Annotated in this window: 27 protein-coding genes; 23 read left to right on the top strand and 4 right to left on the bottom strand. The window is 46.0% G+C overall.

The genetic code is table 11. The features are described 5' to 3' along the window. The first annotated feature begins 95 nt into the window (after nucleotides 1-95). The 10 genes from MHB54_RS08835 to MHB54_RS08790 all read left to right on the top strand — a co-directional run bounded on the left by MHB54_RS08835 (nucleotide 96) and on the right by MHB54_RS08790 (nucleotide 10,569). Nucleotides 96-707 (top strand): alpha/beta hydrolase, encoded by a 612-nt coding sequence (locus MHB54_RS08835; protein ID WP_053324659.1) that lies wholly within the window; start codon nucleotides 96-98, stop codon nucleotides 705-707. Between the two features lie 73 nt (nucleotides 708-780). Next, nucleotides 781-1,005 carry a small acid-soluble spore protein Tlp gene (tlp, locus tag MHB54_RS08830; RefSeq protein ID WP_013308822.1) on the top strand — a complete coding sequence of 75 codons (225 nt, stop codon included), beginning with the start codon at nucleotides 781-783 and terminating at the stop codon, nucleotides 1,003-1,005. 240 nt (nucleotides 1,006-1,245) lie between these two features. Further along, complete coding sequence (locus MHB54_RS08825; RefSeq protein ID WP_023987070.1) at nucleotides 1,246-2,538, top strand: ABC transporter substrate-binding protein; 1,293 nt, start codon at nucleotides 1,246-1,248, stop codon at nucleotides 2,536-2,538. Nucleotides 2,539-2,565: 27 nt separating this feature from the next. Beyond that, nucleotides 2,566-3,528 carry a carbohydrate ABC transporter permease gene (locus MHB54_RS08820; protein WP_023987071.1) on the top strand — a complete coding sequence of 321 codons (963 nt, stop codon included), beginning with the start codon at nucleotides 2,566-2,568 and terminating at the stop codon, nucleotides 3,526-3,528. A gap of 3 nt (nucleotides 3,529-3,531) precedes the next feature. Further along, nucleotides 3,532-4,371, top strand: a complete 840-nt coding sequence (locus MHB54_RS08815) for a carbohydrate ABC transporter permease (protein ID WP_023987072.1) — start codon at nucleotides 3,532-3,534, stop codon at nucleotides 4,369-4,371. A gap of 334 nt (nucleotides 4,372-4,705) precedes the next feature. Beyond that, on the top strand, nucleotides 4,706-5,992 hold the full coding sequence (ilvA, locus tag MHB54_RS08810; protein WP_053326531.1) for a threonine ammonia-lyase IlvA: 1,287 nt from the start codon (nucleotides 4,706-4,708) through the stop codon (nucleotides 5,990-5,992). Nucleotides 5,993-6,212: 220 nt separating this feature from the next. Then, nucleotides 6,213-7,187, top strand: coding sequence for a glycoside hydrolase family 43 protein (locus MHB54_RS08805; RefSeq protein ID WP_023987074.1), 975 nt, complete (start codon nucleotides 6,213-6,215; stop codon nucleotides 7,185-7,187). A 194-nt stretch (nucleotides 7,188-7,381) separates the two neighbouring features. Continuing rightward, a complete protein-coding gene (locus tag MHB54_RS08800; protein WP_340981558.1) occupies nucleotides 7,382-8,467 on the top strand; it encodes a FecCD family ABC transporter permease in 1,086 nt (361 codons plus the stop codon). Beyond that, on the top strand, nucleotides 8,467-9,492 hold the full coding sequence (locus MHB54_RS08795; RefSeq protein WP_049828453.1) for a FecCD family ABC transporter permease: 1,026 nt from the start codon (nucleotides 8,467-8,469) through the stop codon (nucleotides 9,490-9,492). The genes MHB54_RS08800 and MHB54_RS08795 overlap by 1 nt, the downstream gene beginning before the upstream one ends. A gap of 129 nt (nucleotides 9,493-9,621) precedes the next feature. Then, a complete protein-coding gene (locus MHB54_RS08790) occupies nucleotides 9,622-10,569 on the top strand; it encodes an ABC transporter substrate-binding protein (RefSeq protein ID WP_340981557.1) in 948 nt (315 codons plus the stop codon). A 161-nt stretch (nucleotides 10,570-10,730) separates the two neighbouring features. On the opposite strand, the gene MHB54_RS08785 is transcribed toward MHB54_RS08790, so the two are convergent. Next, nucleotides 10,731-11,162, bottom strand: a complete 432-nt coding sequence (locus MHB54_RS08785) for a hypothetical protein (protein ID WP_013308831.1) — start codon at nucleotides 11,160-11,162, stop codon at nucleotides 10,731-10,733. Nucleotides 11,163-11,359: 197 nt separating this feature from the next. Here MHB54_RS08785 and MHB54_RS08780 point away from each other — a divergent pair, with 197 nt between their 5' ends. The 3 genes from MHB54_RS08780 to MHB54_RS08770 all read left to right on the top strand — a co-directional run bounded on the left by MHB54_RS08780 (nucleotide 11,360) and on the right by MHB54_RS08770 (nucleotide 13,639). Next, on the top strand, nucleotides 11,360-11,659 hold the full coding sequence (locus MHB54_RS08780; RefSeq protein ID WP_023987079.1) for a hypothetical protein: 300 nt from the start codon (nucleotides 11,360-11,362) through the stop codon (nucleotides 11,657-11,659). Nucleotides 11,660-11,930: 271 nt separating this feature from the next. Beyond that, the gene (locus tag MHB54_RS08775) at nucleotides 11,931-12,755 is read left to right on the top strand and encodes an alpha/beta hydrolase family protein (RefSeq protein ID WP_279835267.1); all 825 of its coding nucleotides are present in this window, start codon (nucleotides 11,931-11,933) and stop codon (nucleotides 12,753-12,755) included. 92 nt (nucleotides 12,756-12,847) lie between these two features. Beyond that, the gene (locus tag MHB54_RS08770; protein WP_023987081.1) at nucleotides 12,848-13,639 is read left to right on the top strand and encodes a dioxygenase family protein; all 792 of its coding nucleotides are present in this window, start codon (nucleotides 12,848-12,850) and stop codon (nucleotides 13,637-13,639) included. Nucleotides 13,640-13,712: 73 nt separating this feature from the next. Here the strand turns inward: MHB54_RS08770 and MHB54_RS08765 are convergent, their stop codons facing one another. Next, nucleotides 13,713-14,636 (bottom strand): hypothetical protein, encoded by a 924-nt coding sequence (locus tag MHB54_RS08765; RefSeq protein ID WP_340981556.1) that lies wholly within the window; start codon nucleotides 14,634-14,636, stop codon nucleotides 13,713-13,715. Nucleotides 14,637-14,849: 213 nt separating this feature from the next. Further along, nucleotides 14,850-15,368 carry a DoxX family membrane protein gene (locus MHB54_RS08760; RefSeq protein ID WP_053324664.1) on the bottom strand — a complete coding sequence of 173 codons (519 nt, stop codon included), beginning with the start codon at nucleotides 15,366-15,368 and terminating at the stop codon, nucleotides 14,850-14,852. Nucleotides 15,369-15,617: 249 nt separating this feature from the next. Here MHB54_RS08760 and MHB54_RS08755 point away from each other — a divergent pair, with 249 nt between their 5' ends. The 7 genes from MHB54_RS08755 to corA all read left to right on the top strand — a co-directional run bounded on the left by MHB54_RS08755 (nucleotide 15,618) and on the right by corA (nucleotide 22,478). Beyond that, the gene (locus tag MHB54_RS08755) at nucleotides 15,618-16,712 is read left to right on the top strand and encodes a DUF3048 domain-containing protein (RefSeq protein WP_023987084.1); all 1,095 of its coding nucleotides are present in this window, start codon (nucleotides 15,618-15,620) and stop codon (nucleotides 16,710-16,712) included. Between the two features lie 188 nt (nucleotides 16,713-16,900). Beyond that, a complete protein-coding gene (locus MHB54_RS08750) occupies nucleotides 16,901-17,515 on the top strand; it encodes a DUF47 domain-containing protein (protein WP_007428879.1) in 615 nt (204 codons plus the stop codon). Between the two features lie 14 nt (nucleotides 17,516-17,529). Then, nucleotides 17,530-18,519, top strand: a complete 990-nt coding sequence (locus MHB54_RS08745) for an inorganic phosphate transporter (protein WP_023987085.1) — start codon at nucleotides 17,530-17,532, stop codon at nucleotides 18,517-18,519. A 240-nt stretch (nucleotides 18,520-18,759) separates the two neighbouring features. Continuing rightward, on the top strand, nucleotides 18,760-20,208 hold the full coding sequence (locus MHB54_RS08740; RefSeq protein ID WP_023987086.1) for an amino acid ABC transporter substrate-binding protein/permease: 1,449 nt from the start codon (nucleotides 18,760-18,762) through the stop codon (nucleotides 20,206-20,208). Continuing rightward, entirely contained in the window at nucleotides 20,201-20,929 is a 729-nt protein-coding gene (locus MHB54_RS08735; protein WP_339201463.1) for an amino acid ABC transporter ATP-binding protein, read from the top strand. The genes MHB54_RS08740 and MHB54_RS08735 overlap by 8 nt, the downstream gene beginning before the upstream one ends. A gap of 239 nt (nucleotides 20,930-21,168) precedes the next feature. Beyond that, on the top strand, nucleotides 21,169-21,315 hold the full coding sequence (locus MHB54_RS28710; protein ID WP_081047445.1) for a GNAT family N-acetyltransferase: 147 nt from the start codon (nucleotides 21,169-21,171) through the stop codon (nucleotides 21,313-21,315). A gap of 203 nt (nucleotides 21,316-21,518) precedes the next feature. Then, nucleotides 21,519-22,478: a magnesium/cobalt transporter CorA gene (corA, locus tag MHB54_RS08730; RefSeq protein ID WP_025721203.1), complete on the top strand. Its 960-nt coding sequence runs from the start codon at nucleotides 21,519-21,521 to the stop codon at nucleotides 22,476-22,478. Nucleotides 22,479-22,484: 6 nt separating this feature from the next. Here the strand turns inward: corA and MHB54_RS08725 are convergent, their stop codons facing one another. Further along, entirely contained in the window at nucleotides 22,485-23,000 is a 516-nt protein-coding gene (locus MHB54_RS08725) for a tyrosine protein kinase (protein WP_075153753.1), read from the bottom strand. A gap of 226 nt (nucleotides 23,001-23,226) precedes the next feature. Between MHB54_RS08725 and MHB54_RS08720 the strand changes: the two genes are divergently transcribed. The 3 genes from MHB54_RS08720 to MHB54_RS08710 all read left to right on the top strand — a co-directional run bounded on the left by MHB54_RS08720 (nucleotide 23,227) and on the right by MHB54_RS08710 (nucleotide 25,360). After that, complete coding sequence (locus MHB54_RS08720) at nucleotides 23,227-23,517, top strand: YerC/YecD family TrpR-related protein (RefSeq protein ID WP_007428885.1); 291 nt, start codon at nucleotides 23,227-23,229, stop codon at nucleotides 23,515-23,517. After that, nucleotides 23,517-24,305 carry a sirohydrochlorin chelatase gene (locus MHB54_RS08715; protein ID WP_076159981.1) on the top strand — a complete coding sequence of 263 codons (789 nt, stop codon included), beginning with the start codon at nucleotides 23,517-23,519 and terminating at the stop codon, nucleotides 24,303-24,305. Before MHB54_RS08720 ends, MHB54_RS08715 begins: the two co-directional genes overlap by 1 nt. Nucleotides 24,306-24,478: 173 nt before the next feature. Beyond that, complete coding sequence (locus tag MHB54_RS08710) at nucleotides 24,479-25,360, top strand: diacylglycerol kinase (RefSeq protein WP_013308843.1); 882 nt, start codon at nucleotides 24,479-24,481, stop codon at nucleotides 25,358-25,360. Nucleotides 25,361-25,505 lie beyond the last annotated feature (145 nt).

Below are 25,505 nucleotides of genomic sequence, written 5' to 3'. Positions count from 1 at the left end.
TAATTAGGTTTGTAAAAGGCAGCGAAGTTGGCTATAATTAATTTATACTAAAAATAAGAATCTTAATTTAAAGAAAAAATGAGGAGGAAATATAAATGAAACACGTATTTCGTAAAGGAAATCATCCGCAAGCCCCGGTTATTTTGCTGTTGCATGGTACAGGCGGGAACGAACAAGACCTGATACCTTTGGCTGAGATGGTAGCACCGGGAGCTTCTGTATTAGGCGTGAGAGGAAATGTGCTGGAAAATGGGATGCCGCGTTTCTTTCGCCGTTTGGCAGAAGGAGTGTTCGACATTGAGGATCTCGTATTTCGCACCAAAGAACTGAGCGAATTTGTGGACACAGCTGCAGAGCAATACGATTTTGATCGTAATAACGTGGTGGCTCTTGGCTATTCCAATGGTGCAAACATAGCCGCCAGCATGCTCTTTCACGATGCAAAAGCGTTACGTGGAGCTATTTTGCACCATGCAATGGTGCCGTTGCGTGGCCTAGATTTGCCAGCTTTGAATGGTATCCCTGTATTTTTGTCTTCCGGTGAGAATGATCCAATTGTTCCGATTTCGGAATCTCAGGAGCTGCAAGCATTATTGGAAGGGGCCGGAGCGCAGGTGGAAGCATATTGGGAACGCAATGGTCATCAATTGACTCGGACTGAAGCCGAAGCCGCAGGAAAGTGGTTTGGGGAGCATTTTAATGCATAAAATGATCCGATAGCGATCAAGCTACGGATTAGCGCTCTACTGAGCGACCCCATAATTAGGAGGCGACAAACGAATGGCAAAACCAGATAATCGAGCCGATAATGTTGAACATTTGCAACAAAGTATTCAGAACACACAGCAGAACCTGCATGAAGCTGAAGGATATCTAAACGAATTTTCCTCTGAAATCAGCAACGAGGAGCGTAAGCAGATCGAAGAAAAAAATAATCGTCGTAAAGAAAGTATTAGATCATTTCGGGAAGAAGTAAAGGACGAAGCAGCCCATTCCCAAGAGTAGTTAAAAAAGTGAGGCCCAACTTCGAGTTTCAATTCGAGTGGGGCCTCTTTTTTATGCAAAAATCATCATAGCCTCATTCAATTCATTTTCCCCCTATAATGCAAAGGAGACGCTAATCTGCGTTGAAAATAAATATTTTATAAATAATGTTGTTGTAAACTAATTTGTGTTGATGTTAAATAATAAAAGAAAGCGCAATCATTTACGAATTAGGATTTCATCATGCGAAGGGGGAAGGATATGCTGCTGCGAAGAAAACGCATGGCTTTGATGCTTATGGCGGTGGTTTTGATGGCTGGACTGCTGCAAGGCTGTTCTTTCAAGACCGATGAAAAGGATGGGCCGGGAACAGAACTTGTATTATGGACGTTCAATGAACTGCATGAGAAGTTTTTTCTGCAAATGGCTGACCAATGGAACCAACAGCACCCTGATGAATTGATTAATTTGAAAGCGAATACATTTCCTTATGATAACCATCACAGTAAGCTGTCGATTGCGCTGCAATCGGGGGTGGGAGCGCCGGATATCGCGGATATCGAGGTGAACAAGATCGGTAATTTCCTCAAAGGCATACCGCAGCTGGTCCCGCTCAATCCGGTGATTGACCCCGAGATCAATAACATTGTGCCTTCCAGAGTACAGATTTACGGCAAAGACGGTAAATATTACGGCATTGACTTCCACGTTGGGGCCGAAGTGATGTACTACAATAAAGAGATTATGGACCAGGCGGGGGTAAACCCGGATTCCATCGTCACCTGGGCAGACTATGCTGCTGCAGGCAAGCAAGTACTGGCGAAAACAGGCAAGCCCATGGCGACCTTAGAAACGAATGACCTATGGAGCTATTGGCCGATGATCTCCCAGCAAAATTCAGATTTTCTGGATGACAAGGGCGAGTTGACGTTGGATAACGAAACCAATATTAAAACACTCGAGTTTCTTCAACAGATGATAAAAGACAAAATCGCTATTCCCGCACCGGGCGGCGGGCATCACATGGAGGAATACTACGGATTTATGAACAAAGGTGGGGCCGCTTCGGTATGGATGCCGATGTGGTATATGGGACGTTTTACGGATTACATGCCTGACCTAAAAGGTAAAATTATCATCAGACCCATGCCAGCGTGGGAAAAAGGTGGTTTTCGCTCAGCGGGTATGGGTGGAACCGGAACAGTAGTCACGAACCAATCAGAGCACCAGGATCTGGCGATGCGCTTTCTGGCCTTTGCCAAGCTATCCAAGCAAGGGAATGTGGAGATCTGGAAGCAGCTTGGTTTTGATCCCATCCGTAGTGAAGTGTGGACCATGCCGGAAGCCAAAGCCAAGAATAAATTTACGGAGTATTTCGGAACGAATATTTTTGACACGCTCATCGAAGTCAAAGATGAAATCAATGCGGTGCATATCGGTCCGAAAACGCCTGATATCGCCAGTGCTGTGCGTAATAAAATACTTTATCGGACACTACAGAATGGCGAAGATCCAGCCACGGTGCTACATGAGCTGGCAGATGAACTGAGATAGACCCCAACAGGAAAGGGAGTGAGATTCATGGCAACGCCCGTTCATACGAACGCTAATGTACCGACAGGTCAGCCGCCACAGCCTCAGCGTCCGACCAGAAGCCGATGGAGTCGCTTTATTCATTCCAGCCGTACGGCACCGTATGTGTTTGTCCTTCCATTTTTACTGTCCTTTGCGCTATTTTTTGCCTATCCGGTCATATCGACGGTCATTATGAGCTTTCAGGAAGTCCTGCCAGGGATAACAACTTATGTTGGACTGGAAAATTATAAGGACTTAATCAATCCTACGTTTGGAAAGGCGATATTGAATAGCGTCCTGTACACGCTCCTTACCCTGGTCGTGCTGATTCCTCTGCCGCTGGTATTGGCGGTATTGCTGAATTCGCCTAAAATGCCGGGCAGAGGGTTGTTTCGCTCCGTGATGTTTATCCCTGCACTAACCTCAGTGGTGGTAGCAGGAACGATCTTCCGCCTCATGTTCGGGGAATTGGATGGTTCGCTGATGAACTCCCTGTTGGGGGTATTCGGTCTGGAGCCTTACAAATGGCTAATGAACGCGAACACCGGCTTTTTAGCGTTGATCGTGCTGGCCTTGTGGAGATGGTTGGGCGTAAATATGTTGTACTACATGTCGGGACTCCAGAACATTCCTCCTGAGTTGTATGAGGCTGCGCAGATTGATGGAGCCAGTCGTTTCGATTCATTTTGGCGGATTACGATTCCTATGCTGAAACCAGTAACGATCTACGTATTTACGATTAGCATTTATGCGGGGTTATCCATGTTCACGGAGAGCTACATGCTGTGGAACGGAAATAACTCCCCGAACGATATTGGTTTAACGATTGTTGGCTATCTCTATCGCCAAGGTCTGGAGCAGAACAGTATGGGCTTTGGAGCTGCGGTAGGCATTGTATTGCTTGTATTTACACTCGTGCTGAACCTGATCCAGCTCAAATTTTTCGGTATGTTCCGGAAGGAGGATTAAGCGATGGCTCAGAAACAAAAAGGCTCGTTATCCGCATTGCTCGTTGTCCTGTTCATTCTGTTTGCCGGGTTTGCCTTGTTTCCGCTATTTGCCGTGACGCTTGCCTCGTTCAAGCCATCGACGGAGCTGCTGCGCTACGGCTTGAATCTTAAGCTGGAGTGGGGCATCATGTCCTTGAAAAACTATGCGTTCATCTTTCAGGGGACGACGGATTATTTTCAATGGTACTGGAACAGTATTGTCATTACCGTCTTGTTTACGGTGTTATGTCTGATATTGTCCGCGATGGTTGGCTACGGTCTGGAGATGTACCGTTTTAGATTGAAAAATGTGATTTTCACACTGGTGCTGGTCGTGATGATGATCCCGGTAGAAATTATCATGCTGCCGCTCTACAAGCTAATGATTGGCATGAAGCTAATTAATACAGTATGGGGCGTAATTCTACCCTTCGTCGTCGCGCCGATCCCGATCTTTTTCTTCCGTCAATATTTGAGTGGTGTTCCCAAGGACTTTATGGATGCTGCGCGGGTTGACGGCTGTTCAGAATATGGCATTTTCGTGCGGATTATGATGCCTCTGATGGCGCCTGCATTTGCGGCAATGGCTATTTTGCAGGCGATGAACAGTTGGAATAACTTCCTGTGGCCGATGATTGTATTGCGTACCAATGACATGCTGACACTACCGATTGGTTTGTCCAGTCTGCTGACGCCGTATGGAAACAATTATGATGTGCTGATCGCGGGATCCGTTTTGGCTATTTTACCGATTCTCGTCGTGTTCCTGTTCTTCCAGCGTTACTTTATTGAAGGGATGACGGCAGGCGGAGTAAAAGGATAATCGGAAAGGTATTAAATAGAGCAATGGAATACAAGAAATGTGCAACGTCAGAAAAGGCTGATCGGGCATTGTCCCGGTCTGCCTTTTTTTAGATTCGATTGATTTTCATTCTCATTTTCATGACTATCATCTGCACAAGCTATGGGTAAACGTGGTATGATATTTGAAAGATTTCAAATACAGTACTTTGCATAATTCGATTCCTAACGCTCAAAAGTACAATATATAGACGAACTAAACCGTTTCGATCTGTATATTGCTGATTTGAAATCGCTCTTGGGATTTATGCAAAATGCTCAAATACAGAAATATTCAGGCGGAGCGTGGAGAACCTATGGAACCAACAGAAACCCAGAAAACTGACCCGACCATGGCGTCAACCGTTGGCATGGAGGATATTGTACGGGCGCATCATATGCTGCGTGAGGTGATTGTACGTACACCTTTACAGAGGGATGCCGTCCTATCGGCCAAATATAACTGTAATGTGTATCTGAAAAGAGAGGATCTCCAAGTCGTGCGGTCCTTTAAAATCCGTGGAGCTTACAACATGATCCGTAGCTTGACCCCTGAGCAAATGGAAAAAGGAATCGTGTGTGCGAGTGCAGGGAATCATGCGCAAGGTGTGGCTTTTTCATGTAATGCTCTTGGTATCCACGGTAAAATATTTATGCCGAGTACAACGCCCAATCAGAAGGTCAAGCAGGTTCGTCGCTTTGGCGGTAACAGTGTAGAGGTCATTCTGACCGGAGACACGTTTGACGATGCCTATGACGAGGCCATGAAGGTGTGCAGCGAGCAGGCAATGACCTTCATCCATCCGTTCGATCAGCCGAAAATTATTGCGGGCAATGGTACGATTGCGATGGAAGTGATGGAGAGCCTAGATACACCTATGGACTATGTGTTCGTAACGATTGGCGGCGGCGGTTTGGCGGCAGGCGTAGGTACGTATGTTAAAACCGTGAGTCCGTCCACCAAGGTAATTGGCGTGGAACCCCTCGGCGCGGCGTCGATGACGGAAGCGATGCGTGTGCACAAGGTGGTTACACTGGATCAAATAGACAAGTTTGTTGACGGAGCTGCAGTGAAGCGTGTGGGTCAGCTGACATACGATATTTGTAAGCATACCTTGGACGATATTGTGAAGGTACCGGAAGGTAAAGCATGTACCGCGATTCTGGAGCTGTATAATGAAAATGCGATTGTTGTGGAGCCTGCGGGCTCACTGCCTGTTGCAGCACTTGATCTGTATCGCGAGCAGATTCAAGGCAAAACGGTTGTCTGTATCGTCAGCGGTGGTAACAACGATATAGATCGTATGCAGGAGATTAAGGAACGGTCCCTCATTTACGAAGGACTGAAGCATTATTTTATGGTGAATTTCCCGCAAAGAGCTGGGGCACTGCGTGAGTTTCTACAGGATGTGCTTGGACCAGACGACGATATTACTAGGTTTGAATATACGAAAAAGAATGATAAGGAAAATGGACCAGCTCTGGTCGGCATTGAGCTGTTCCACAAGGATGACTATCTTCCTTTAATTGAACGAATGAACCGCAAGGGGCTTAAATATACGGAACTGAACAAAAACGAAAATCTATTTAATATGTTAATTTGAAAAGGAGCCTACGGGCTCCTTTTTTGTATCAGGATTTTGCAAAATCCTCGTATGTATAGTGTTATGCGTAGTTTATGAATTTCTTTTTATTTGAAATAAAGCGTTTACAAAACTGAAGTTGATAGGTTAATATATGGGTAACTTCATAAGTATAAACACTAATGTAATAGGTGTGTCACCTGAATTTCATTATAAGATACTCATTCGGAGGTGCGAAAGAATGTTGAAAGCATGGAAAAAATCAGTACAGAGTAAATTGACCCGAACGGCGTTTGCTGCCGTAACCTCGGCTGCTTTAATGCTGTCAGTGATGCCATCTGCATCCGCAGAGCATTGGGCGTTAACTGGCGATGTGGCAGTGCATGATCCGTCCATTACGAAGGAAGGCAACGCATGGTATATTTTCTCCACAGGGCAGGGGATACAGGTTCAAAGATCGGATGACGGACGCAATTTTTACAGATTGCCGCAAATATTCCTGTCACCGCCATCATGGTGGAAATCGTATGTACCTAAGCAAAAGACTAACGATGTATGGGCACCGGATGCTCAAAAGTATAATGGACGGGTATGGCTGTACTATTCCATTTCTACTTTTGGTGCCCGGACCTCGGCTATCGGACTAGCTTCCGCAACGAGCATTGGCGCGGGGAGCTGGAGAGATGATGGACTAGTGCTGCGTACGACGGATGCTAACGATTATAATGCTATTGACCCAAATCTCGTCATTGACGCTTCCGGTAACCCTTGGCTTTCCTTTGGTTCATGGAATTCAGGCTTGAAAGTGACTCGATTGGACAAGAATACGATGAAGCCTACGGGCCAGATCTATTCTATCGCCAAGCGTACGGCTGGTGGTTTGGAAGCGCCACATGTTACATACCGCGACGGCTATTATTATCTGTTTGCTTCCATTGATAACTGCTGCAAAGGCGTAGACAGTAATTATAAGATTATTTACGGTCGCTCTACTAGTATTACCGGACCGTATGTGGACAAGAGCGGCAAAAGCCTGATGGATGGCGGTGGAACGATACTGGATGCAGGGAATGACCGTTGGAAGGGACCGGGTGGACAATCTGTCTATAACAACAGTGTGATTGCACGTCATGCCTATGATGCCACTGATGGTGGAAATCCAAAGCTTCTGATTAGTGATTTGAAATGGGATTCGGCAGGCTGGCCTACGTACTAAAGAGAGGACCGTTTGGAGTCATTTGTGCAGTAAAATCATATAGATATATTCAAAAACTGTTCCTCCTAAGGGGGAACAGTTTTTGGCTTGCAATGTCATAGAAACATGCTATTATGTATCAAGTTGATAATAATTATCATTATCGTTATAAGAGACGTGATGATTTTCAGGTATGGAGGGAGTGACCTCACCAAATGCAGTCCAAAGACAGCATGGACAAACATACAGCTCTGACAGAGAGGGAAGTTCCTAAAGTAGTCATAACAGCACCTCCAGTGCTTCGAGCGGGTAGGATTCGGCAGGCGTTGTTGTTCACAGCTTCGGCTGTATTGTTGGCTTTGGCCATATTCGCCGCCATTTCTTTTGGAGCCAAGCACTTGACCGTAAGCACCGTGTGGTCGGCAGTATTTCACTATGATCGTTCGCTAATGACACATCAGATCATTCACGAGCTGAGATTACCGCGTGTACTCGGTGCAGCTGTTATTGGAGCTGCGCTGGCGGTGGCAGGCTCTCTGATTCAGGGTATTACACACAACCCGCTGGGAGATACAGGTGTGCTGGGCATTAACGCAGGAGCGATGTTTGTAGTTGCAGTGAGTTTTGCCTTTTTCCCCAATCTACCTTATGGGGCGTTAATAGTATTGTCGTTCCTAGGGGCGCTGATGAGTACCTTACTAGTATTTGGTCTGGGAGCATCTGCACCGGGAGGATTGACACCTATGAGATTGACGGTGTCTGGAGCTGTCACGGCTGCCTTGTTAGGTTCCATGACTTCGGGGATTGCGATTTATTTTGATCTAAGTCAGGATTTAGCCTTCTGGTATGCGGGTGGTGTAGCCGGGATTAAATGGTCGCAGCTTGAGATTCTTGCACCGATTTTGCTTATTGTGATCGTCTGGTCTATGGGGCTGGCACGTTCCATTTCGCTGATTTCGATGGGCGATGAGGTGGCGTTAAACCTTGGGTTGAATCTCAGGCGTATCCAACTTTTGGGTCTGCTGACTGTAGTGGTACTGGCCGGCCTATCTGTATCGGCTGCCGGAGCCATCGGCTTTGTAGGTTTGGTTATCCCACATATCGCTCGCAAGCTAATCGGTGTGGATTATCGCCAGATCGTGCCGCTGTCTGCGTTATTGGGAGCCGTATTACTGGTGCTGGCAGATTTGGGAGCGAGAATGGCAAATCCGCCAGAGGAGCTAGCTATTGGGATTATGGTGTCTTTTATCGGAGTACCCTTTTTCCTCTTTCTCGCCCGTAAGGAAAGGAGGGATTTATAGTGAGTCGCTCTTTAGGGATTGGGGACACAAGAACGAAAAAGGCTTGGCTCGTTTGTTTGGTATTGGCGGGGATCAGCTTTGCTGTCCTTGTTTTGGGTTTGAATACCGGAACGATTCGTATTCCACCGCTACGCGTGCTGGATACGTTGTTTGGCGGTGGCAACGGACGTGATCATATCGTTCTGTTCGAATATCGTCTGCCTCGTATTGTTGTAACGGTGCTAGCTGGAGCGGGACTAGGCGCAGCCGGGGCGGTCATGCAAGGCTTGTCACGGAACGCACTTGCTGATCCGGGAGTGCTCGGTCTTCATGCGGGGGCTGCGTTGGGACTGGTGATGTTCGTTAGCTTTTTTCGCGACCTGGACGGATCGGCCGCCGTTCTGATCCCCTTGTTTACCTTTGCAGGAGGTGTCATTGCGGCGGTGCTAATTGTTTTGTTGTCCTATAACCGCAGCAGAGGAATCGTGCCGGTGCGTCTGATTTTGTCCGGCATCGGTGTAGCCTCGGGTCTTAGCGCCATAACGCTGTATTGGTCGTTGCGGCTGGATGAGGATACGTACGCATTTACTGCACGTTGGTTGGCTGGCAGCGTTTGGGGCCGGGATTGGATACACGCAGCGGCTTTGTTGCCTTGGATAGTCATTGTATTACCCTACGTTCTGTCGCAGACGCGCAGTCTGAACAATCTGTCGTTGGGCGACGAGACCGCAGCTGGAATCGGCACAAATGTGAAGCGCCAGCGTCTATTACTGCTGGGCGCAGCCGTGGCTCTATCCAGTGCCAGCGTATCCATGGCTGGAGGCATCGGTTTTATTGGGCTGATTGCGCCTCATCTGGCTCGCCGTCTGGTTGGGCCGATGTACCAGCATTTGCTGCCAGTAGCCTGTTTGGTCGGGGTCGTTATTCTGGTCACCGCAGACACGATTGGGCGCTCGGTGTTTCAGCCGAATGCGATTCCCGCAGGTGTGGTGGTTGCTGTGGTAGGAGCTCCGTATTTTTTATTCCTGTTGTCCCGAACAAAATGACAGAAGGAATAGGTACATATGAAATCATATGATGCAAATGATGCAACCCGCTGAAATTAATAACTAAGCAGAAGCCTTCTATATTGATCATTATAATGTAGAGTTTCTGTAGCATAGGAGAGAGTAATCATGAGAAAGCACAAATTTGAGGGTTCAGATTTTAAACGTTCATGGGTAGTCACAACTCTTGTTGTATGCATGATCATGCTGTCCGCTTGCGGACAAGCAGCCGACAAACAGGCTACCGATACAAAAGCGGCTGGCAGTGCGCAGACAACCATTAGTGCGGATTCGCGTATTGCTTCGATGTCTATTCATTTGACGAACAACCTGCTGGCATTGGGCATTACTCCGGCTGGTTCGGTCATTGGTGGAGATGTGAAGGATTTTCTGCCCCATGTAAAAGATCGTCTTCAAACTACACGTAAGCTAGGTGTTGTCACAGACCCGGATATGGAAGCGGTATTGGAACTTCAACCTGATCATATTTTTTTGGACAAAAAATATTCGGGAACCGATGTGGCCAAGTTTGAAAAAATTGCGCCGACCGAAGTTTTTGATCTGGATGAAGGCACATGGAAGGATCAATTGAAAAAAATAGCTGCTATGGTCAAACATGAAGCACAGGCAGACGCATTTCTAAAAGATTATGATACACAGAAGGAACGAGTCAAAAAGCTGATTCATTCAAAAATTGGGGACGGAACGGTTATGGCTGTACGTGTGACGGCGAAAGAGGTTCGTGTTATGGGGATGAAGCGTCCCGTAGGACCGCTGTTGTATCAGGACTTGGGTTTAAAGCCAGCCAAGGGTGTAGAAAAGATCAACAAGGCTTATCAAGTTGTTTCCCAAGAGGTTTTACCGGATTATGATGCCGATGCGATCCTTGTTATCATCAGTAAAGGCGTTGATGCCCAAAAGGTATACAAACAGCTGGAAGGAAATACAGTATGGCAAGGTCTCAAAGCGGTGAAGCAAGGGCATGTCTACATGTTGGACGGACAGCCTTGGCTGGACTATTCCGCGATGGGACATAAAATTGCTCTGGATAATGCAGAACAACTATTTTCCAAATAAGTTTTAAAGTATATCAAGCCGTATTCCCCCATGCAGCTTCTTGCAGGCCAGGAATACGGCTTTTTGGCGCACGCTCAAGCTGTAAGTCGGTTGCCTGATCGAAATGAAAAGGAGCTGCTATGATCCAAAATGAGGCAGCTCCATATAATGAGAATTGCGGGCTATGAACGCTTTTTACGCAGAAAAATCGGTTTGAGTCCAATAAAGCCGATGGCGGCGAGAATTAAATTTACCCAAGGTGAGATCCTGAATACCGGCAGTACACTGCGCAGCGCCAGTCCGGCGACAAGAATCACGACAACTAACACAACATACATCAAGATGGATTTGAGATTCATCTGGGGCTTTACAGGGGCATGGTCTGGCTGTTGTGTCTCCTCGCCTTCTTCGGGACGGTCCATAAAATTCATCAGGGCTTCAACGAGTAGAATGGCTCCTGCGGCGATGATGATAAGGGTGGATAGGCTGATTTTTTCAAAGGGTTTGATATCCCCACCTGTAAAGGTGACAAACCATCCGATAATTGCCTGTGTCAAAAAAAACATAGACAAGGCAATCCATGCAATAAGCGTATAATTTTTTGCTTTATTCATTTCTTCCTCCTGCTTTATGAGCGTATCCCGAGCTGATGGAACCGCCATTTCGTAACAAAGACAGTATACGTGAGGAAGCGTCGGATGGCAAAAGACTTTATCTATAAAATGTATATTACCGCTGCATTCTCCTCAAACTGGATACAGGGTGAGCACATAGAGCAACCTGAATATAAACGTTAAGAGGGTGTGGCATCATGAAACTGGAGAACCAGGCAGATTATTCAGTCCAAAAACGATTAGCAAACGCTTCGAACAGGAATAGCGGGGTGGCCTCGTCTACAAATGTGAGTCACCGGAGTGTTCAAGGAACTTCTCCAACCTACCGTATACTGGACGATATTGAAGTGGCTGAGGATACAGAATTTGCAGGTGAACTAGGTGCACAGAACTACCGCAGCCTGTGGCATGAGGATGAACATAACGGCGCCTCTTGTAAGCTGGAGTGGGAGGGACGAACGGAGACCCACCAAATGTTTAGGAACAGCTACGAATAACGAATGTCTACTTTAATGTAGTGGATTCACTCTAATAAGTGTAGTATAGCGTTCTCCGGAATCGCACCGGGGAGCGCTATTTGTTTACTTTTTTAACGATGTGAACTGACAGGTTGACAAGGAAGCAGGGCGATGATAGACTGACTTTACTATAAAACTTATTAAACTTATCGGAATTAAAGTGAATGAATATCCTGGATGGATATTCCACGTTACTATATGAGCTTGAATTCATAAATGTGTAGTGAAGCTTGAAACAGGGGGAATCAGGATGGAACGGCAAATTGGAATTCGCTTTGAACATGAAGAGCTGGCCGCAACAATTCATTATCCAAACCGTACAAATGAGGGAGAGCGTCAGAGACGAGTTCCCCTCGTTGTTATATGTCACGGTTTTGTGGGCAATCGTATCGGAGTAGATCGATTATTCGTCAAGACTGCGCGTGAACTGGCCGAAGGGGGATACTTTGTCCTGCGCTTTGATTTTGCCGGTTGTGGGGAAAGCACAGGTGAATACGGCAAGCAGGGGCTCGAATCCATGATTAATCAGACACGTACCGTGTTGGATTACGCCGTCAATTGCGCGGACATTGACCCGACCAAGGTGACGCTGATCGGTCACAGTCTGGGGGGCGCAGTTGCCCTTCTCACAGCCGTACGGGATAAGAGAGTACAAAATCTGGTTCTTTGGTCAGCAGTGGGCTATCCATTCAACGACATCGTCAAAATTACGGAGCGAAGCGTGTACGATGAGTCTGTTAAATCCGGTCATGCCGACTATTTGGGCTATAAATTTACGCCTGCTTATTTTGAGTCGTTAGCTCAATTTCAGCCGTTCCAGGAGGCCGTTAAATTTAACGGAGATGTGCTCGTTGTTCATGGCACCTCGGATGATATTATTCCTGTGGATTATGCATTTCTGTTTCAAAAGATATTCTGGATGCGTCCAGAGGGACGCTGTGATAAAGAGATTATTTTCCAGGGGGATCACACTTTCTCGTCAGGTAAGGAGCGGCAACGGCTCATTGATCGGACACTTGAATGGCTGGATGAACAGGAAAATATTCAACGGGATTGGCAGCACTGGATGATCTGATTTCAGTGTGTAACGGATTGTATTGGAAATTGCGCCTGCGCCGGAGTAAAATGGAAGAGTAACACTATACTGGCGTGTGGAGGTTGGCAGCGATGACATTACCCTCAATTTTTGTTGCGCATGGTTCACCGACACTGGCTGTAGAAAATAACGCATATACCAGCTTTCTTGCAAAGCTGGGCGCGAGCCTGCCCCGACCCAAAGGAATTGTCATTTTTTCCGCGCATTGGGATAGCCCCGATCAATGTATTGGCGCGGATGATCAGCATGCAGCGTTGCACGATTTCTATGGCTTTCCCGAAGAAATGTACTCAATCGATTACCCTGCACCAGGCGATCCGAAGCTGTATGAGGAGATAGAGCATCTGTTCAGTCAGCATAACCTGTTCCACCAGCCGGTTCGGAACCGAGGACTGGATCATGGAGCATGGGTGGTTTTGCGGCATATATATCCTGATGCGGACATACCGGTCGTACCCTTATCCATTGATTCTCGGCGCGCTCCCCAGGAGCAATACGAGATTGGACGGATGCTGGCGCCTTTGCGAGAACAAGGGATTTTGATTATCGGTAGCGGCGGATTGGTCCACAACTTGCGGACACTCAAGCAGACGAGTGAGCCAGCCGATTGGGCCGTTCAATATGATGACTGGATTGCACAGCAGCTCCAAGACTGGAATTTGCGTCACCTATTCCAATATGACAAGAAGGCTCCATATGCCAAACAGGCGGTACCTTCTTATGGAATAGAGCATTTTTCACCTTTGTTTTATGCGATGGGGGCTGCGGATCATGAGCGCTCTGCGCATAAGCTTTTTCAGTCGTATGTCCTTGGCTCGTTGAGTCTCAATTGTTGGGCTTTTGGTCAAGAAAGTGATACGTAAATGTAAAAAAAGAACTTCCGAATCCACATGGTGTGTGGGAATGGAAGTTCTTTTGTGTATTTTGCGTCTTTGATTAATTAGAAGGCACGTTCTTTTTTAGCCAAGTGGATACCTGCGTAGTACGCTGATCTCCATTTTGATCCAATAGTGTCATAAATGCTTTCAGCTTTTGAATGTAGGTACTCTTCGAATCCATATTAAGTTGAACGACGAATTGATACCCTTTTTTGGCATTCGGATGAATCTTTCCGGTATCATAATCGAATAATGGCGTATTGTTCGTGCCATAGAAAGTATAGAAGAAGTACAGATCGTGCAATTTTTTTATAGCTTGTGTACGGTTGGAATGAGGATATTGGTTTAAAAATGCCTCCTGTGCCAGCACTCGTCCGGCTAACTGTTGATAGCCGATACGGAGCGCGGCATCCTTGGTAGCCGCCTGTCCGGATTCCATCGCCATGATGTCAATATAGCTGCGGATATCTGTCGTGGTGTGCTTCCCGAAGACTTTATATTTTTCATAGTTGATGACTGGGTAGTACATGCCTTCTGCAGTTTCAAGTTTGTAGCCGGCATCTCTTGTTTGAGTTAGCAACTTTTTCAGGTTCACATCGCTTGAACGGCTGATTACATTTGTGAACGAATCACCGGGTTTATAGATTTGATTTATTTTGGTTTGAACAGAGGCCGGGTATAAGGTCTTTGCATAGGAATCCAATTGCTGGTTCTGTGCATTTTCCAGATGAAGCACCATGATGGTAGCTTGAGAGGCTGGAATGGTTTGAATATGCTTTTGCAAATAAGTGAATGCCTGAGGTAGCTTGCCGGGTTGGCGTAGTAGCTGCTCGAAGGTCTTGGAGATATGTTGTACACTTTCTGCCTGAGATGTCATAGTAGACGTCGCCGCTTTGGCTGATGTCGTATATCCCAATCCCATAGTTTGCACTGTGAAAGTTACGGCTGCGAGCATGAGATAGGCTTTGGTAATTTTTTTCATGATATAACCCTCCATTACGTTCTTTGATGTAACTGTAGTGTATAGGGTAAATGTATCGTGAGCATTCCATGTTGTATCCAACTTGTAAACGTTTGGGGGGATGATGAATCCGATAAAAGAGTTCGAGTTAGAAGGAGCTGAAAGACCCCTTGTGAGCATAACAGCGCAAAAAAATAACCATTACCCCGGAGGATAACGGTTATTTTGGGATGTTTAAGCTATTTTTCGACTAGGGTCCGCTGGAAAGGTATCTTTATTTTTACGAAACAGTCCACGCAGGAAGGGCAGTACCCAATGGTCAAAGCCAATTCTTCCGGCATTTGCACCAGCAACTACAAGGAAGATTTCAAACAGCAGGTAGATTGCATTGGTGCTTACTGTACCCGAGAACAGGAACGAGAAGTTCATAACCATAGCCATCAAAGCAGCCAGTGTAGTCAATGTACCGAGAAGCAGGCCAACCCCTACCAAGAACTCACCCAATGGGATCAGGACGTTGAACAAACCTACATTCGGCAGGGCAAAGGCTTCCAGGAACGATCCCCACCAGCCTTGTACAGCGGGATGGTCTCCACCTGTTTTAGCAATGGCCCCCGAGATAAATCCGCCTGCATCAAATCCACCTGTCAGCTTCTCAAGTCCGTGGGTCATCCATTCATACCCTAGATAAACCCGTACTACAGTCAGCAACCACATTGCGACTTTGTTCTCACGTAACCAGCTGTTAAACATTCAAACCACTCCTCTTTCTTAATCTATAATGTTGGTTGTATTTCATTTTGTTGGGATGATCATCTTTGCTACACCTTTATTGTAGTAGGTTCAGTTACAGTTATTTGTGATAAAAATCACAAAGTCTAAATATTTTTTTAAATTTTAATGTCTTCAGATAAGTATTCTATAGATTGGTCATGCTTCAATCAAGACAAAAACAGGAAATAAAGCTTATAATGAGAAAAATAACTAAGTGGAGGGATGAACTTGTCCGGGCCCATTTCCCAACGAAATCATTGGTTGCGTGTGATGGCCTCAGCTCTGTTATGCATGACGCTGATGTCTTGTTCTGCTATGTCCAATACGGGTGAATCTGAATCCGTACCCCAACTGACCAAGCAAGAAACAGAGAAGGAGGCACTTGAACCGCCGAAGGAGCAGTCTATTCCGGCATTTACAGCTCCGCTCACCGGTCTTCCGGTGGAGCAGCCAGTTTTGGAGCGACCGCTCGCTGTCATGATCAACAATGCTCCGGCTGCACGTCCACAGGCAGGACTTAGCCAGGCAGACATGGTATATGAAGTTCTTGCAGAAGGTGGGATTACCCGTCTGGTCGCTTTTTTCCAAAGTCATGGCGGAGATGTAAAGATCGGACCGGTCCGTAGCATTCGACCGTATTTGATTGAGCTGGGCGAAACCTATGGTGCGTTGCCGATACACGCAGGGGGAAGCACAGATGCCTATGCGATTTTACAGCAGCAGCGGAAGGAACATCTGGATGAGATTTCAAATGGAGGGGCTTACTTCTGGCGAAGCAAAGATCGTCGTCCTCCACATAATTTATACACAGACGTGAACAGACTGCGCAAAGGAAGCGATAGTAAAGGGTATGCCAAGCAGACGGACGTTCCAGTATATTCTTACCTCAAATCCGGTGAAACCCCAGTTATGGTGGACGAGACTGCATCATCTTTACAAATCCGGTTTTTGCTTAAAAGCTATCGGGTATCTTATACCTATGATCCAGCGGATCAACAATATAAGCGTTTTGTGAACGAAAAGTCACATGTGGATCAAAATAATAACCAACAGCTCTCAGCAGCCAATGTCATTGTGATGAGCGCTAGACATCGAACGTTGGATGATGTAGGCAGATTAAGTGTTGAGTTGGACGGTAGCGGAGAGGCCATGGTGTTTCAACAAGGACGGTTAATACAGGCTGAGTGGCAACATACACCAGGCGATGCGATTCGTTTTATGAAAAATGGGGTTGAAATCCCGTTAACACCAGGTACATCCTATATACATGTGGTACCTGCAGATACTTCACTAAAGGAACATGTAACCATAGAAGCAAATTAGAAAACGAAATACACCTTTTTAGGGAAAAAATGTCGGATAATGACCTTCCATGTCGGGCAATGTATACGTATATCATGAAATTTGCTTTTACAAACATTACAAAAACATTGATGAGTGTGATAAGATAGCAAAGGTTGTCTATTGCAGTCGAAACAGGTTGCGGATATTTTCGTAAAGGGGTAATCGTTATGAGATTGAAGAAAAAGGATATATTCTTCGAGACGTTGGAAAATATGGCAGATACGATCGTGCAAGCAGCCGATTATTTTGCCCAACATACTTCAAATCTTCAGGATGTAACTTTGTTTACAAATGAAATGAAGAAGTATGAAAATAAGTGTGATGATTACACACACACGATTATTACTGAACTGAACAAGACCTTCATTACGCCGTTGGAACGCGACGACATCATGGAACTGACAACAACCATGGATGATGTGTTGGACGGTCTTGAAGCGACGGCTTCTCGTTTTTATATGTACAATATTACGGAGCCGGACGAGTATATTGTGCAGTTCGCTGATATTTTGCGTCAATCAGCTTACGAAATTCAGAAAGCTGTGCATTTGCTTTCACAGAAAAAATTGCTGGCCATTCGTGAATACACTATTCGCCTGAATGATTTGGAAAATCAGGGGGATGAATTGTTGCGTATTTGCATTAAAAACCTGTTTGCAACTGTAACTGACCCTATTGAACTGATTAAACGCAAAGAATTGTACGAACGCCTTGAAACGACAACGGATTCATGCGAGGATGTTGCAAATATGCTGGAATCCATCATTATGCGTAACTCGTAAGGGAGTCCTTTTACATGGATACAAGTTTATTGGTATTGGGTATTGTTATTTTTCTTGCTCTGGCATTTGATTTTATTAATGGTTTTCATGATACGGCGAACGCGATTGCAACTTCGGTATCGACCCGTGCATTGACCCCGCGACGTGCGATTATTATGGCTGCGGTCATGAACTTTCTCGGGGCAATATTGTTTACAGGGGTTGCGAAGACCATTGGTGGAAGTGTCGCTGATCCAACCAAGCTTACGAATGGAATTGATATCGTCATTGCGACGCTGATCGCTGCGATTATCTGGAACCTCTTAACCTGGTGGTTCGGTATTCCTTCATCCTCTTCTCATGCATTGATTGGTGCATTGGCTGGAGCGGTGTATGTAGGTGCGGGATCGGATAAATTAAACTGGAGCGGCTTCATCGGGATTGTCGAAGGACTTATTTTCTCCCCGTTGATTGCTTTTGTTGTCGGTTACATCGTGATGATGATTTTAAAATATATCTTCGCTCATCGTAGTCCGCATACGGTGAACAAAGGGTTTCGTACAATGCAGGTCATTACAGCAGCGCTTCAGTCGTTCACGCATGGTACGAATGATGCTCAAAAGGCGATGGGGATTATTACATTCGCACTCGTTTCGGCGGGGTATCAGGACCATTTGGAAGTACCCATGTGGGTAAAAATTTCAGCCGCAACAGCCATGGCGCTGGGTACGTCTATCGGGGGCTGGAAAATCATCAAGACGATGGGAACCAAGATTTTTAAAATCGAGCCAATTAACGGATTCGCAGCTGACATTTCGGGAGCCTCTGTTATTTTCACAGCTACATTGCTTCATTTGCCCGTAAGTACTACTCATGCCATTACTTCGGCTATTTTGGGTGTGGGTTCTGCGAAGCGCTTTTCCGCTGTGCGTTGGTCGCTGGCCGGTCGAATTATTATTACTTGGGTGATAACCATACCGATTGCTGCACTGTTATCTGGATTGATTTTCAAAATTCTTTTTTAGTTCATTATTATTTCTTGAAAAAAAGGTACACACTATAGAATACACAATAAGCTTCCGTCCGCTTTTTGCGGCAGGGGCTTATTGGCGTTCTGGGATAAAACTGCTTCTTCAAAGTTCACACATCCAGATAGTTCCATGAAACGTTTTTCAAAAAATACCTGACATCAAAGTAGTCAATTTTTAATAACTCCTGTAGAATAAACAGAAAACTTTGAACCGTTCAACTGACTGGAGGAAATTATGCAAAAATCTAGAAAACTAATAGCACTCATGATTTGTTTGTTTTTTGTGGTTGCCCTGGCCGGTAATTTCGGTGTAGTGGCACATGCAGAAAATAAAACAAAGTATGATATCGGCACGGATACAACGTTCGCGCCTTTTGAGTTTGAAGATGTAGATGGTAAATTTGTCGGTATCGACATGGATTTGCTGGCAGCTATTGCCAAGGATCAGAATTTTGAATATACCATTAAGCCCCTTGGCTTTAACGCGGCAGTGCAGGCTCTTGAAACGAATCAAGTGGATGGTGTCATTGCCGGGATGAGTATTACCGATGAACGTAAGCGGAAATTTGATTTTTCCGAGCCTTATTTTGATTCAGGCGTCGTCATGGCGGTCCGCAAGGATAATGATACGGTTAAACGCTATGAGGACTTGAAAGGACAGCGTGTCGCTGTCAAAACAGGAACGGAAGGTTACACATTCGCAGAATCCATTAAGGCCAAATACGGCTTTACTACAGTACCGTTCGACGATTCTTCTCAAATGTATGATGAAGTTAAAACAGGTAATTCGGTTGCCTGCTTTGATGACTATCCGGTACTGGCATACGGTGTAAACCAGAATAACGGCCTTAAGCTGGTAACAGATAAGGAAAAAGGTGCTTCTTACGGGTTTGCTGTTAACCAAGGCAAGAACCAAGAGTTGCTGGAGAAATTTAATGCAGGGCTTGTTAATCTGCGCAATAGCGGGGAATACGATAAAATTTTGGCTAAATACCTTGGCGAATCGGGCAAAGGTGTGGCGCCTGTAGAAACCAGCCGCTGGGGCCTGATTTCCGCTTCGCTGCCTTCGCTGATTAAGGGCATGGGAAATACGTTGCTGTACACACTTGTATCTTTACTCGTAGCCTTTATCCTAGGGTTGGTGTTTGGCTTTATGAAAGTAAGCCATAACAAGGTGTTCCGTGGTATTGCAACTGTATTCGTCGATATATTCCGCGGTATTCCGCTGATCGTGCTTGCTTTCTTTATTTACTTTGGTATTCCACAGGCACTGGATTTCAAAATGCCGCTTTTTGTTGCGGCTGTATTGACGTTATCCCTGAATGCGGGTGCGTATGTAACTGAGATTATCCGTGGTGGTATTCAGTCCATTGATCCGGGACAAATGGAAGCAGCTCGTTCGCTTGGTCTACCCTATCGGACGGCTATGCTTAAAATCATTTTGCCACAAGCTGTGAAAATCATGATCCCGTCGTTTATCAATCAGTTGGTTATTACGTTGAAGGATACGTCCATTTTGTCTGTTATCGGTTTGGTCGAATTGACCCAATCGGGTAAGATCATTATTGCGCGGACATTCCAATCCTTTGATATTTGGCTGGTAGTAGCGGTGATGTATCTTATCGTCATTACAGTCCTGACCAAAATTTCCAACCGTCTTGAAGGGAGAGTTCGCCGTGGGTAAAATAATCGTTAAAAACCTGAAAAAAAGCTATGGTAGTAATCAAGTGCTAAAGGGCATCGACATGCAAGTACGTGAAGGCGAAGTTGTGTGTGTCATTGGCCCGTCTGGTTCGGGGAAAAGTACGTTTTTGCGTTGTATGAACATGCTTGAAGAAATTACCGCAGGTGAGGTCATTGTCGATGACTACAACTTGAGTGACAAAAACGTGGACATTAACAAAGTCCGTGAAAATATAGGTATGGTATTTCAACATTTCAATCTGTTTCCGCATATGACCGTGCTCAAGAACATTATGTTCGCGCCGACTGAACTGGGCAAACAGTCCAAGACAGAGGCCCGGGAAACGGCTATGAAGCTGCTGGATCGTGTAGGTTTGGTCGATAAGGCAGATGCATTGCCAGGACAGCTTTCCGGCGGTCAGAAGCAGCGTGTGGCGATTGCACGTGCGCTAGCAATGAATCCAGACATTATGCTGTTCGACGAGCCTACCTCGGCGCTCGATCCTGAAATGGTGGGCGAAGTGCTCGGCGTAATGAAAGATCTGGCGCGTGAAGGCATGACGATGATGATCGTAACGCATGAGATGGGTTTTGCACGCGAAGTAAGCGACCGTGTCGTGTTTATGGACGGTGGTTACATCGTAGAAGAAGGAACGCCACAAGAGGTATTTGGTAATCCGAAAAATGAGCGGACCATTAGTTTCTTGGAGAAGGTATTGTAAGAGGATTAAAAGTGAGGCAGGGTTTGTGTTTGTAGGCGGGGATCTCGTTGTAAGACGCTCCGCGATCCATTTGATCTTTCGATCGCTGTTGCCCCTGAATTTTTGGATTATATAAGACCTTATTAGGTGAAAATTCAGAGGCAAAGGCGAACGCTGCCGCTTCTACAGATTCAAATGGACCGCCACGCTACGACTCGCTGATTGCTCCTTTTCGTGCAAAGAGCCTGCCTCACTCTTGAATGAGTGGGTATAGGGGAAGAGAGCGAGATGAAGATTACGCGCGTATCGTCGTTTTTGTGATGGATTCAAAACATCGTAATAAAGGCATCGGCAAGGCGTTAAATCAGGAAGCGGAAGCTTGGGCTAAAGGAACGGTTTGGATATGAAGCGACAAGCACGGGGTTTGTGAAAAAGATTTAATTATAATGAATTGATTATTTTATAAGGATATCTTGGGAGGCATGTTGGCCCGGAGATATCCTTTTCTTTATTAAAAGGAATTTAGAACTTGAGATTTGTATAATGTTAATTGGCTTATATAAAATATAAATAACATATCAGACGGAAGTGTAAGCGAGGGGGACGTACGGTGATACGTACATTGGCTATAGGTCATGATCATCAGGTAACAGTGGGAAAACCATTGGATCAGATCGTCATGGAGGATTATATATGGATGTGGGTAGATTTTAGCGAGCCTACAGATCGCGAGACGGAGCTGCTGACGAGTTATTTTCATTTTCACCCATTGGCTGTGGAGGATTGTATGCATGTTCTGCAACGTCCCAAATTGGATTATTACGAGGATGTGCAGTTTCTGGTCGTGCATGCGCTTGATGTAGATACGTTAGCTGCGGAAGAAGTGGATATGTTTATTAGCAGTCGTTTTTTGGTTACATATCACCATCATGAGTTAGAGGAGCTGGATCAAGCCTGGGAGCGGATTGTCCAGCATGCGAATGAACGCAAAATATGGTCGCGAGGACCGCTGGCTGCAGCCTACACGGTGATGGACAAGCTGGTAGATAACTATTTTCCGAGCCTTTTTATGATTGAGGATGAATTAGCCGAGCTGGAGGGCTTGGGCGGTCGCGAATCCGTAGAGGAATTAATGAAGCAGGTGTTTGACCTGCGTGGCAGGCTGCTCAAGCTGCGCCGTACCATCGTACCCATGCGTGATCTGATGTACCGAGTTTTGAATTCGCAGCATGTGCAGGGCCAAGGAGATCATATGGCTTATTTTACCGATATATATGATCATTTATTGAAGCTGACAGACATGCTGGAGGCCGACCGCGAGATGACAGCCGACCTGAGGGACAGTTATATATCGCTCAATTCCAATCGCATGAATTCAATTATGAAGACACTGACCGTAATTACGACCGTTTTTATGCCCTTGACGCTGATTGCAGGAATCTATGGTATGAATTTTTCGAATATGCCCGAGTTGGGCTGGAAATATGGATATTTTGGCGTACTGTTCTTCATGTTTTTGTTGAGTGTTGCAATGGTGGTCTGGTTTATGCGCCGAGGCTGGTTCAAATAGTATAGTCTACTTTCTTTTGCGCTTGCGCGGACGTCTGCGCGTGGTGGTGGTGCTTTTGCGCTGTGTCTTTTTCCGACGTGGGCGTGGTGGTGTGTATTCATCCAATTCCTCGGCGATATCTGTTGCAGAATTTTTGCTCGCGGATTTGCCGAATGCTGGGAGAGAGCCCATAATCAGCTTCGCCATTGGAGCAAATTGCTGCACACTGGACATGACCTTTTGCACCTTGCCGACCGTAGCAACAATTCCATCAATACCACCCATACGGTCAATGAAGCCTTTGATTTCGTTGAGATTACTGAGGTTGCCAAGACCTCCAAGCAGTCCTCCTTTGGCTGGAACCGGGTCTGGTGTGACCACGGCAGAATCCGTAATACTCGCTGGCGCCTCGTAAGGAACCAGCCCGGAAGAACCGGCTTGCGGAACCTCGTTGTATGGATCGAGTCCGGGATAAGGAGATGAACTATACGGATCGGAAAGGGAGCGCTGTAGCGGCCTCCGATGATAGTAGTGTCCAGGCATGAGATCACATTCCTTTGCAGGTTGATACTCTACTGTATGTTACAAACGCACAGTGGGTTTAGGCGCGTGTCCCGAAATCAGGTATAAAAGCGGATTTGGGCATTCGTACGGTACGTTTCTATGGTCATAATGTTGTTCTGTAATGCGTGAAACCGTTAATGCTTGAAAAACCGACTATTCCTCGGGTACAATGAGGAGAGATCGTAACCTTGGGAGATGATAATCCATGCAGCTTAAGAAGCTTAATGATAAAAGTATTGATCAATTGTTCGAAGCTATTTTAACTCTTAAAAATTTGGAAGAGTGCTATGTATTTTTTGATGATCTGTGCACGATTAATGAAATTCAATCCCTCTCCCAACGTCTGGAGGTTGCCCGCATGCTAGGCAAAGGCAGCACATATAATCAGATTGAAGCAGAGACAGGGGCCAGTACAGCCACCATTTCACGTGTTAAACGTTGCCTGAACTATGGTAATGATGGGTATAAAATGACTTTGGAACGTCTGGGACGCTAATGCGGAGCCCTGGGATACTGGTAATCAGCCACGGCTCTAGGGAGCCTTATTGGGTGGAACAGGTGGATCAGGCAGTTGCAAAGCTCTATTTGCCGGAAGAAATACCGGTGGAGGTTTCATTTTTGGAAACGGTTAAAGAAAGATTGATTCAAAATGGTATTGACCATCTGGAAGCCTTGGGTGTAACAGATATATTGGTTATACCTTTGTTTGTGTCATCAGGCAGTACGCATGTAGATGAGATTAGCTATGCGCTGGGTGTCAAAGATGCGCCGGACAAAGAAACAGATTTGAAGCCGTTTCGAATGAAGGCGCGAGTACATTTTGGCAGCCCGCTGGATGACGGAGAAGATGTTGCCCGCATGGTGTGGGACAAGGTTCGCCCGCTGTCGGCCGACCCTGCGAGAGAGGTTATTTTACTCGTAGGTCACGGCAGTGTGCACAACGGCTTTTTTCAGCGCTGGGAGCAGGGGATTTCTTCGTTGGCCCGTACGGTGCAAAGCGTGAGTGGTATCATCACGGACCACGCTTTGTTAAATCCCGAGAGTGTGTACGACAAGGCAGCGTATTGGAATCAGGAGCGGGGTCATGATGTTATTGTGGCACCGCTATTTTTGAGTTCGGGATATTTTACAAGTCACATAATTCCTAAACGCTTGCAAGGGCTCGAATACCGTTATTCAGGAGATCCTTTATTGCCGCATCCTTTGCTCACAAGCTGGATGGATAGACAAGTTCGTGAATTATTGCAAAGTGTGCAGAAGCAAGCAAGGTCAAGTCATAGGTAGTCTAGTTCGGCTATAGCGTCATCTTAGCCTTAAATTTCCTTATTTGGGCAAAGTCTGGCTTCTTTTATTGTAAAAGAGGTCTTTTTCCAGTATGATGATATTTTGTACAGACTGAATGTGATGAACTGCTATGTGAATATAAATATCATTAAATATACGGGTGGCGTAACGGAATGAAAAGAGCTAGATTAATCTATAATCCGACCTCTGGGCGTGAGGAAATGAAGCGTCGTCTTGCGGATGTTTTGCAGCGCCTGGATGAAGGTGGTATTGAAGCCTCTTGCCATGCAACTACGGGAGAAGGGGACGCAACGCGTGCCGCAATAGAGGCCATTGAGCGTGGGTATGACATGATTATCGCCGCTGGTGGCGACGGTACATTGTATGAGGTCATTAACGGGATGGCTGAAAGAGAAAACCGCCCGCCCCTGGGTGTGTTTCCTTTGGGGACGACGAATGATTTCGCCAGGGCACTGGGCATCCCCAAGCACTGGGAGGATTATTGCGACCTAGTTATTCGTCAAAATCCGAAGCCACTGGATATAGGAAAAGCGAACGACCGCTACTTTATCAACATTGCAGGCGGGGGAACTTTAACCGAGCTTACGTATGAAGTTCCGAGCAAGCTAAAAACGATGATTGGCCAGTTGGCGTATTATTTTAAAGGCATGGAGAAGATGGTCAGCCTTGCTCCACAGGAGCTGATCATCAAGGCATCGGGTCAGGAAGTGATCCACGACGAGTTTATGCTCTTCCTGATTGCGAATACGAATTCGGTGGGCGGGTTTGAAAAGCTTGCTCCTGGGGCGACAATAGATGATGGACTGCTTGACGTCATCGCTGTGCGGAAATGCAATCTGGCGGAAATGATCCGATTGGTAACACTTGCGCTGCGTGGTGAGCATTTGCAGGATAAGAAGATAGTTTATTTTAAAACAGATTACATGGAAGTGACCTCACCCGGTTACGTCCAGCTTAATCTGGATGGCGAACTGGGCGGCACCTTGCCAGCGACCTTCCGGAATTTACCTCATCATTTGAATGTTTTCCGGTGAGAAATAATGAGGAAATACTTCTGTTTCCGAGCGGCAACGCAATATAGTATACGGAATTCAGAGTAGGTAGTTGTTTTTGTGAACATATTGGTTCTTGCCGTTCTCCGTGGGGAGTAACGGCATTTTCGAGTTGATGTTTGTATGT

This window comes from Paenibacillus sp. FSL M7-0802, assembly GCF_038004945.1.
In the GTDB taxonomy this organism is placed as follows: domain Bacteria; phylum Bacillota; class Bacilli; order Paenibacillales; family Paenibacillaceae; genus Paenibacillus; species Paenibacillus polymyxa_B.
The sequence above is the reverse complement of the archived record's forward strand: the minus strand, read 5'-3'. Positions and strand labels throughout refer to the sequence as shown.

What these genes read in the sequence shown, in the direction of transcription:
- MHB54_RS08760 (WP_053324664.1), bottom strand. Translation starts at nt 15,368, where the DNA reads ATGTTTAACAGCTGGTTACGTGAGAACAAAGTCGCAATGTGGTTGCTG.
- MHB54_RS08765 (WP_340981556.1), bottom strand. Translation starts at nt 14,636, where the DNA reads ATGAAAAAAATTACCAAAGCCTATCTCATGCTCGCAGCCGTAACTTTC.
- ilvA (WP_053326531.1), top strand. Translation starts at nt 4,706, where the DNA reads ATGGAACCAACAGAAACCCAGAAAACTGACCCGACCATGGCGTCAACC.
- MHB54_RS08710 (WP_013308843.1), top strand. Translation starts at nt 24,479, where the DNA reads ATGAAAAGAGCTAGATTAATCTATAATCCGACCTCTGGGCGTGAGGAA.
- MHB54_RS08745 (WP_023987085.1), top strand. Translation starts at nt 17,530, where the DNA reads ATGGATACAAGTTTATTGGTATTGGGTATTGTTATTTTTCTTGCTCTG.
- MHB54_RS28710 (WP_081047445.1), top strand. Translation starts at nt 21,169, where the DNA reads ATGAGTGGGTATAGGGGAAGAGAGCGAGATGAAGATTACGCGCGTATC.
- MHB54_RS08785 (WP_013308831.1), bottom strand. Translation starts at nt 11,162, where the DNA reads ATGAATAAAGCAAAAAATTATACGCTTATTGCATGGATTGCCTTGTCT.
- MHB54_RS08780 (WP_023987079.1), top strand. Translation starts at nt 11,360, where the DNA reads ATGAAACTGGAGAACCAGGCAGATTATTCAGTCCAAAAACGATTAGCA.
- MHB54_RS08835 (WP_053324659.1), top strand. Translation starts at nt 96, where the DNA reads ATGAAACACGTATTTCGTAAAGGAAATCATCCGCAAGCCCCGGTTATT.
- MHB54_RS08750 (WP_007428879.1), top strand. Translation starts at nt 16,901, where the DNA reads ATGAGATTGAAGAAAAAGGATATATTCTTCGAGACGTTGGAAAATATG.
- MHB54_RS08740 (WP_023987086.1), top strand. Translation starts at nt 18,760, where the DNA reads ATGCAAAAATCTAGAAAACTAATAGCACTCATGATTTGTTTGTTTTTT.
- MHB54_RS08715 (WP_076159981.1), top strand. Translation starts at nt 23,517, where the DNA reads ATGCGGAGCCCTGGGATACTGGTAATCAGCCACGGCTCTAGGGAGCCT.
- MHB54_RS08720 (WP_007428885.1), top strand. Translation starts at nt 23,227, where the DNA reads ATGCAGCTTAAGAAGCTTAATGATAAAAGTATTGATCAATTGTTCGAA.
- MHB54_RS08770 (WP_023987081.1), top strand. Translation starts at nt 12,848, where the DNA reads ATGACATTACCCTCAATTTTTGTTGCGCATGGTTCACCGACACTGGCT.
- MHB54_RS08805 (WP_023987074.1), top strand. Translation starts at nt 6,213, where the DNA reads ATGTTGAAAGCATGGAAAAAATCAGTACAGAGTAAATTGACCCGAACG.
- MHB54_RS08815 (WP_023987072.1), top strand. Translation starts at nt 3,532, where the DNA reads ATGGCTCAGAAACAAAAAGGCTCGTTATCCGCATTGCTCGTTGTCCTG.
- MHB54_RS08825 (WP_023987070.1), top strand. Translation starts at nt 1,246, where the DNA reads ATGCTGCTGCGAAGAAAACGCATGGCTTTGATGCTTATGGCGGTGGTT.
- MHB54_RS08800 (WP_340981558.1), top strand. Translation starts at nt 7,382, where the DNA reads ATGCAGTCCAAAGACAGCATGGACAAACATACAGCTCTGACAGAGAGG.
- MHB54_RS08725 (WP_075153753.1), bottom strand. Translation starts at nt 23,000, where the DNA reads ATGCCTGGACACTACTATCATCGGAGGCCGCTACAGCGCTCCCTTTCC.
- tlp (WP_013308822.1), top strand. Translation starts at nt 781, where the DNA reads ATGGCAAAACCAGATAATCGAGCCGATAATGTTGAACATTTGCAACAA.
- MHB54_RS08820 (WP_023987071.1), top strand. Translation starts at nt 2,566, where the DNA reads ATGGCAACGCCCGTTCATACGAACGCTAATGTACCGACAGGTCAGCCG.
- MHB54_RS08790 (WP_340981557.1), top strand. Translation starts at nt 9,622, where the DNA reads ATGAGAAAGCACAAATTTGAGGGTTCAGATTTTAAACGTTCATGGGTA.
- MHB54_RS08775 (WP_279835267.1), top strand. Translation starts at nt 11,931, where the DNA reads ATGGAACGGCAAATTGGAATTCGCTTTGAACATGAAGAGCTGGCCGCA.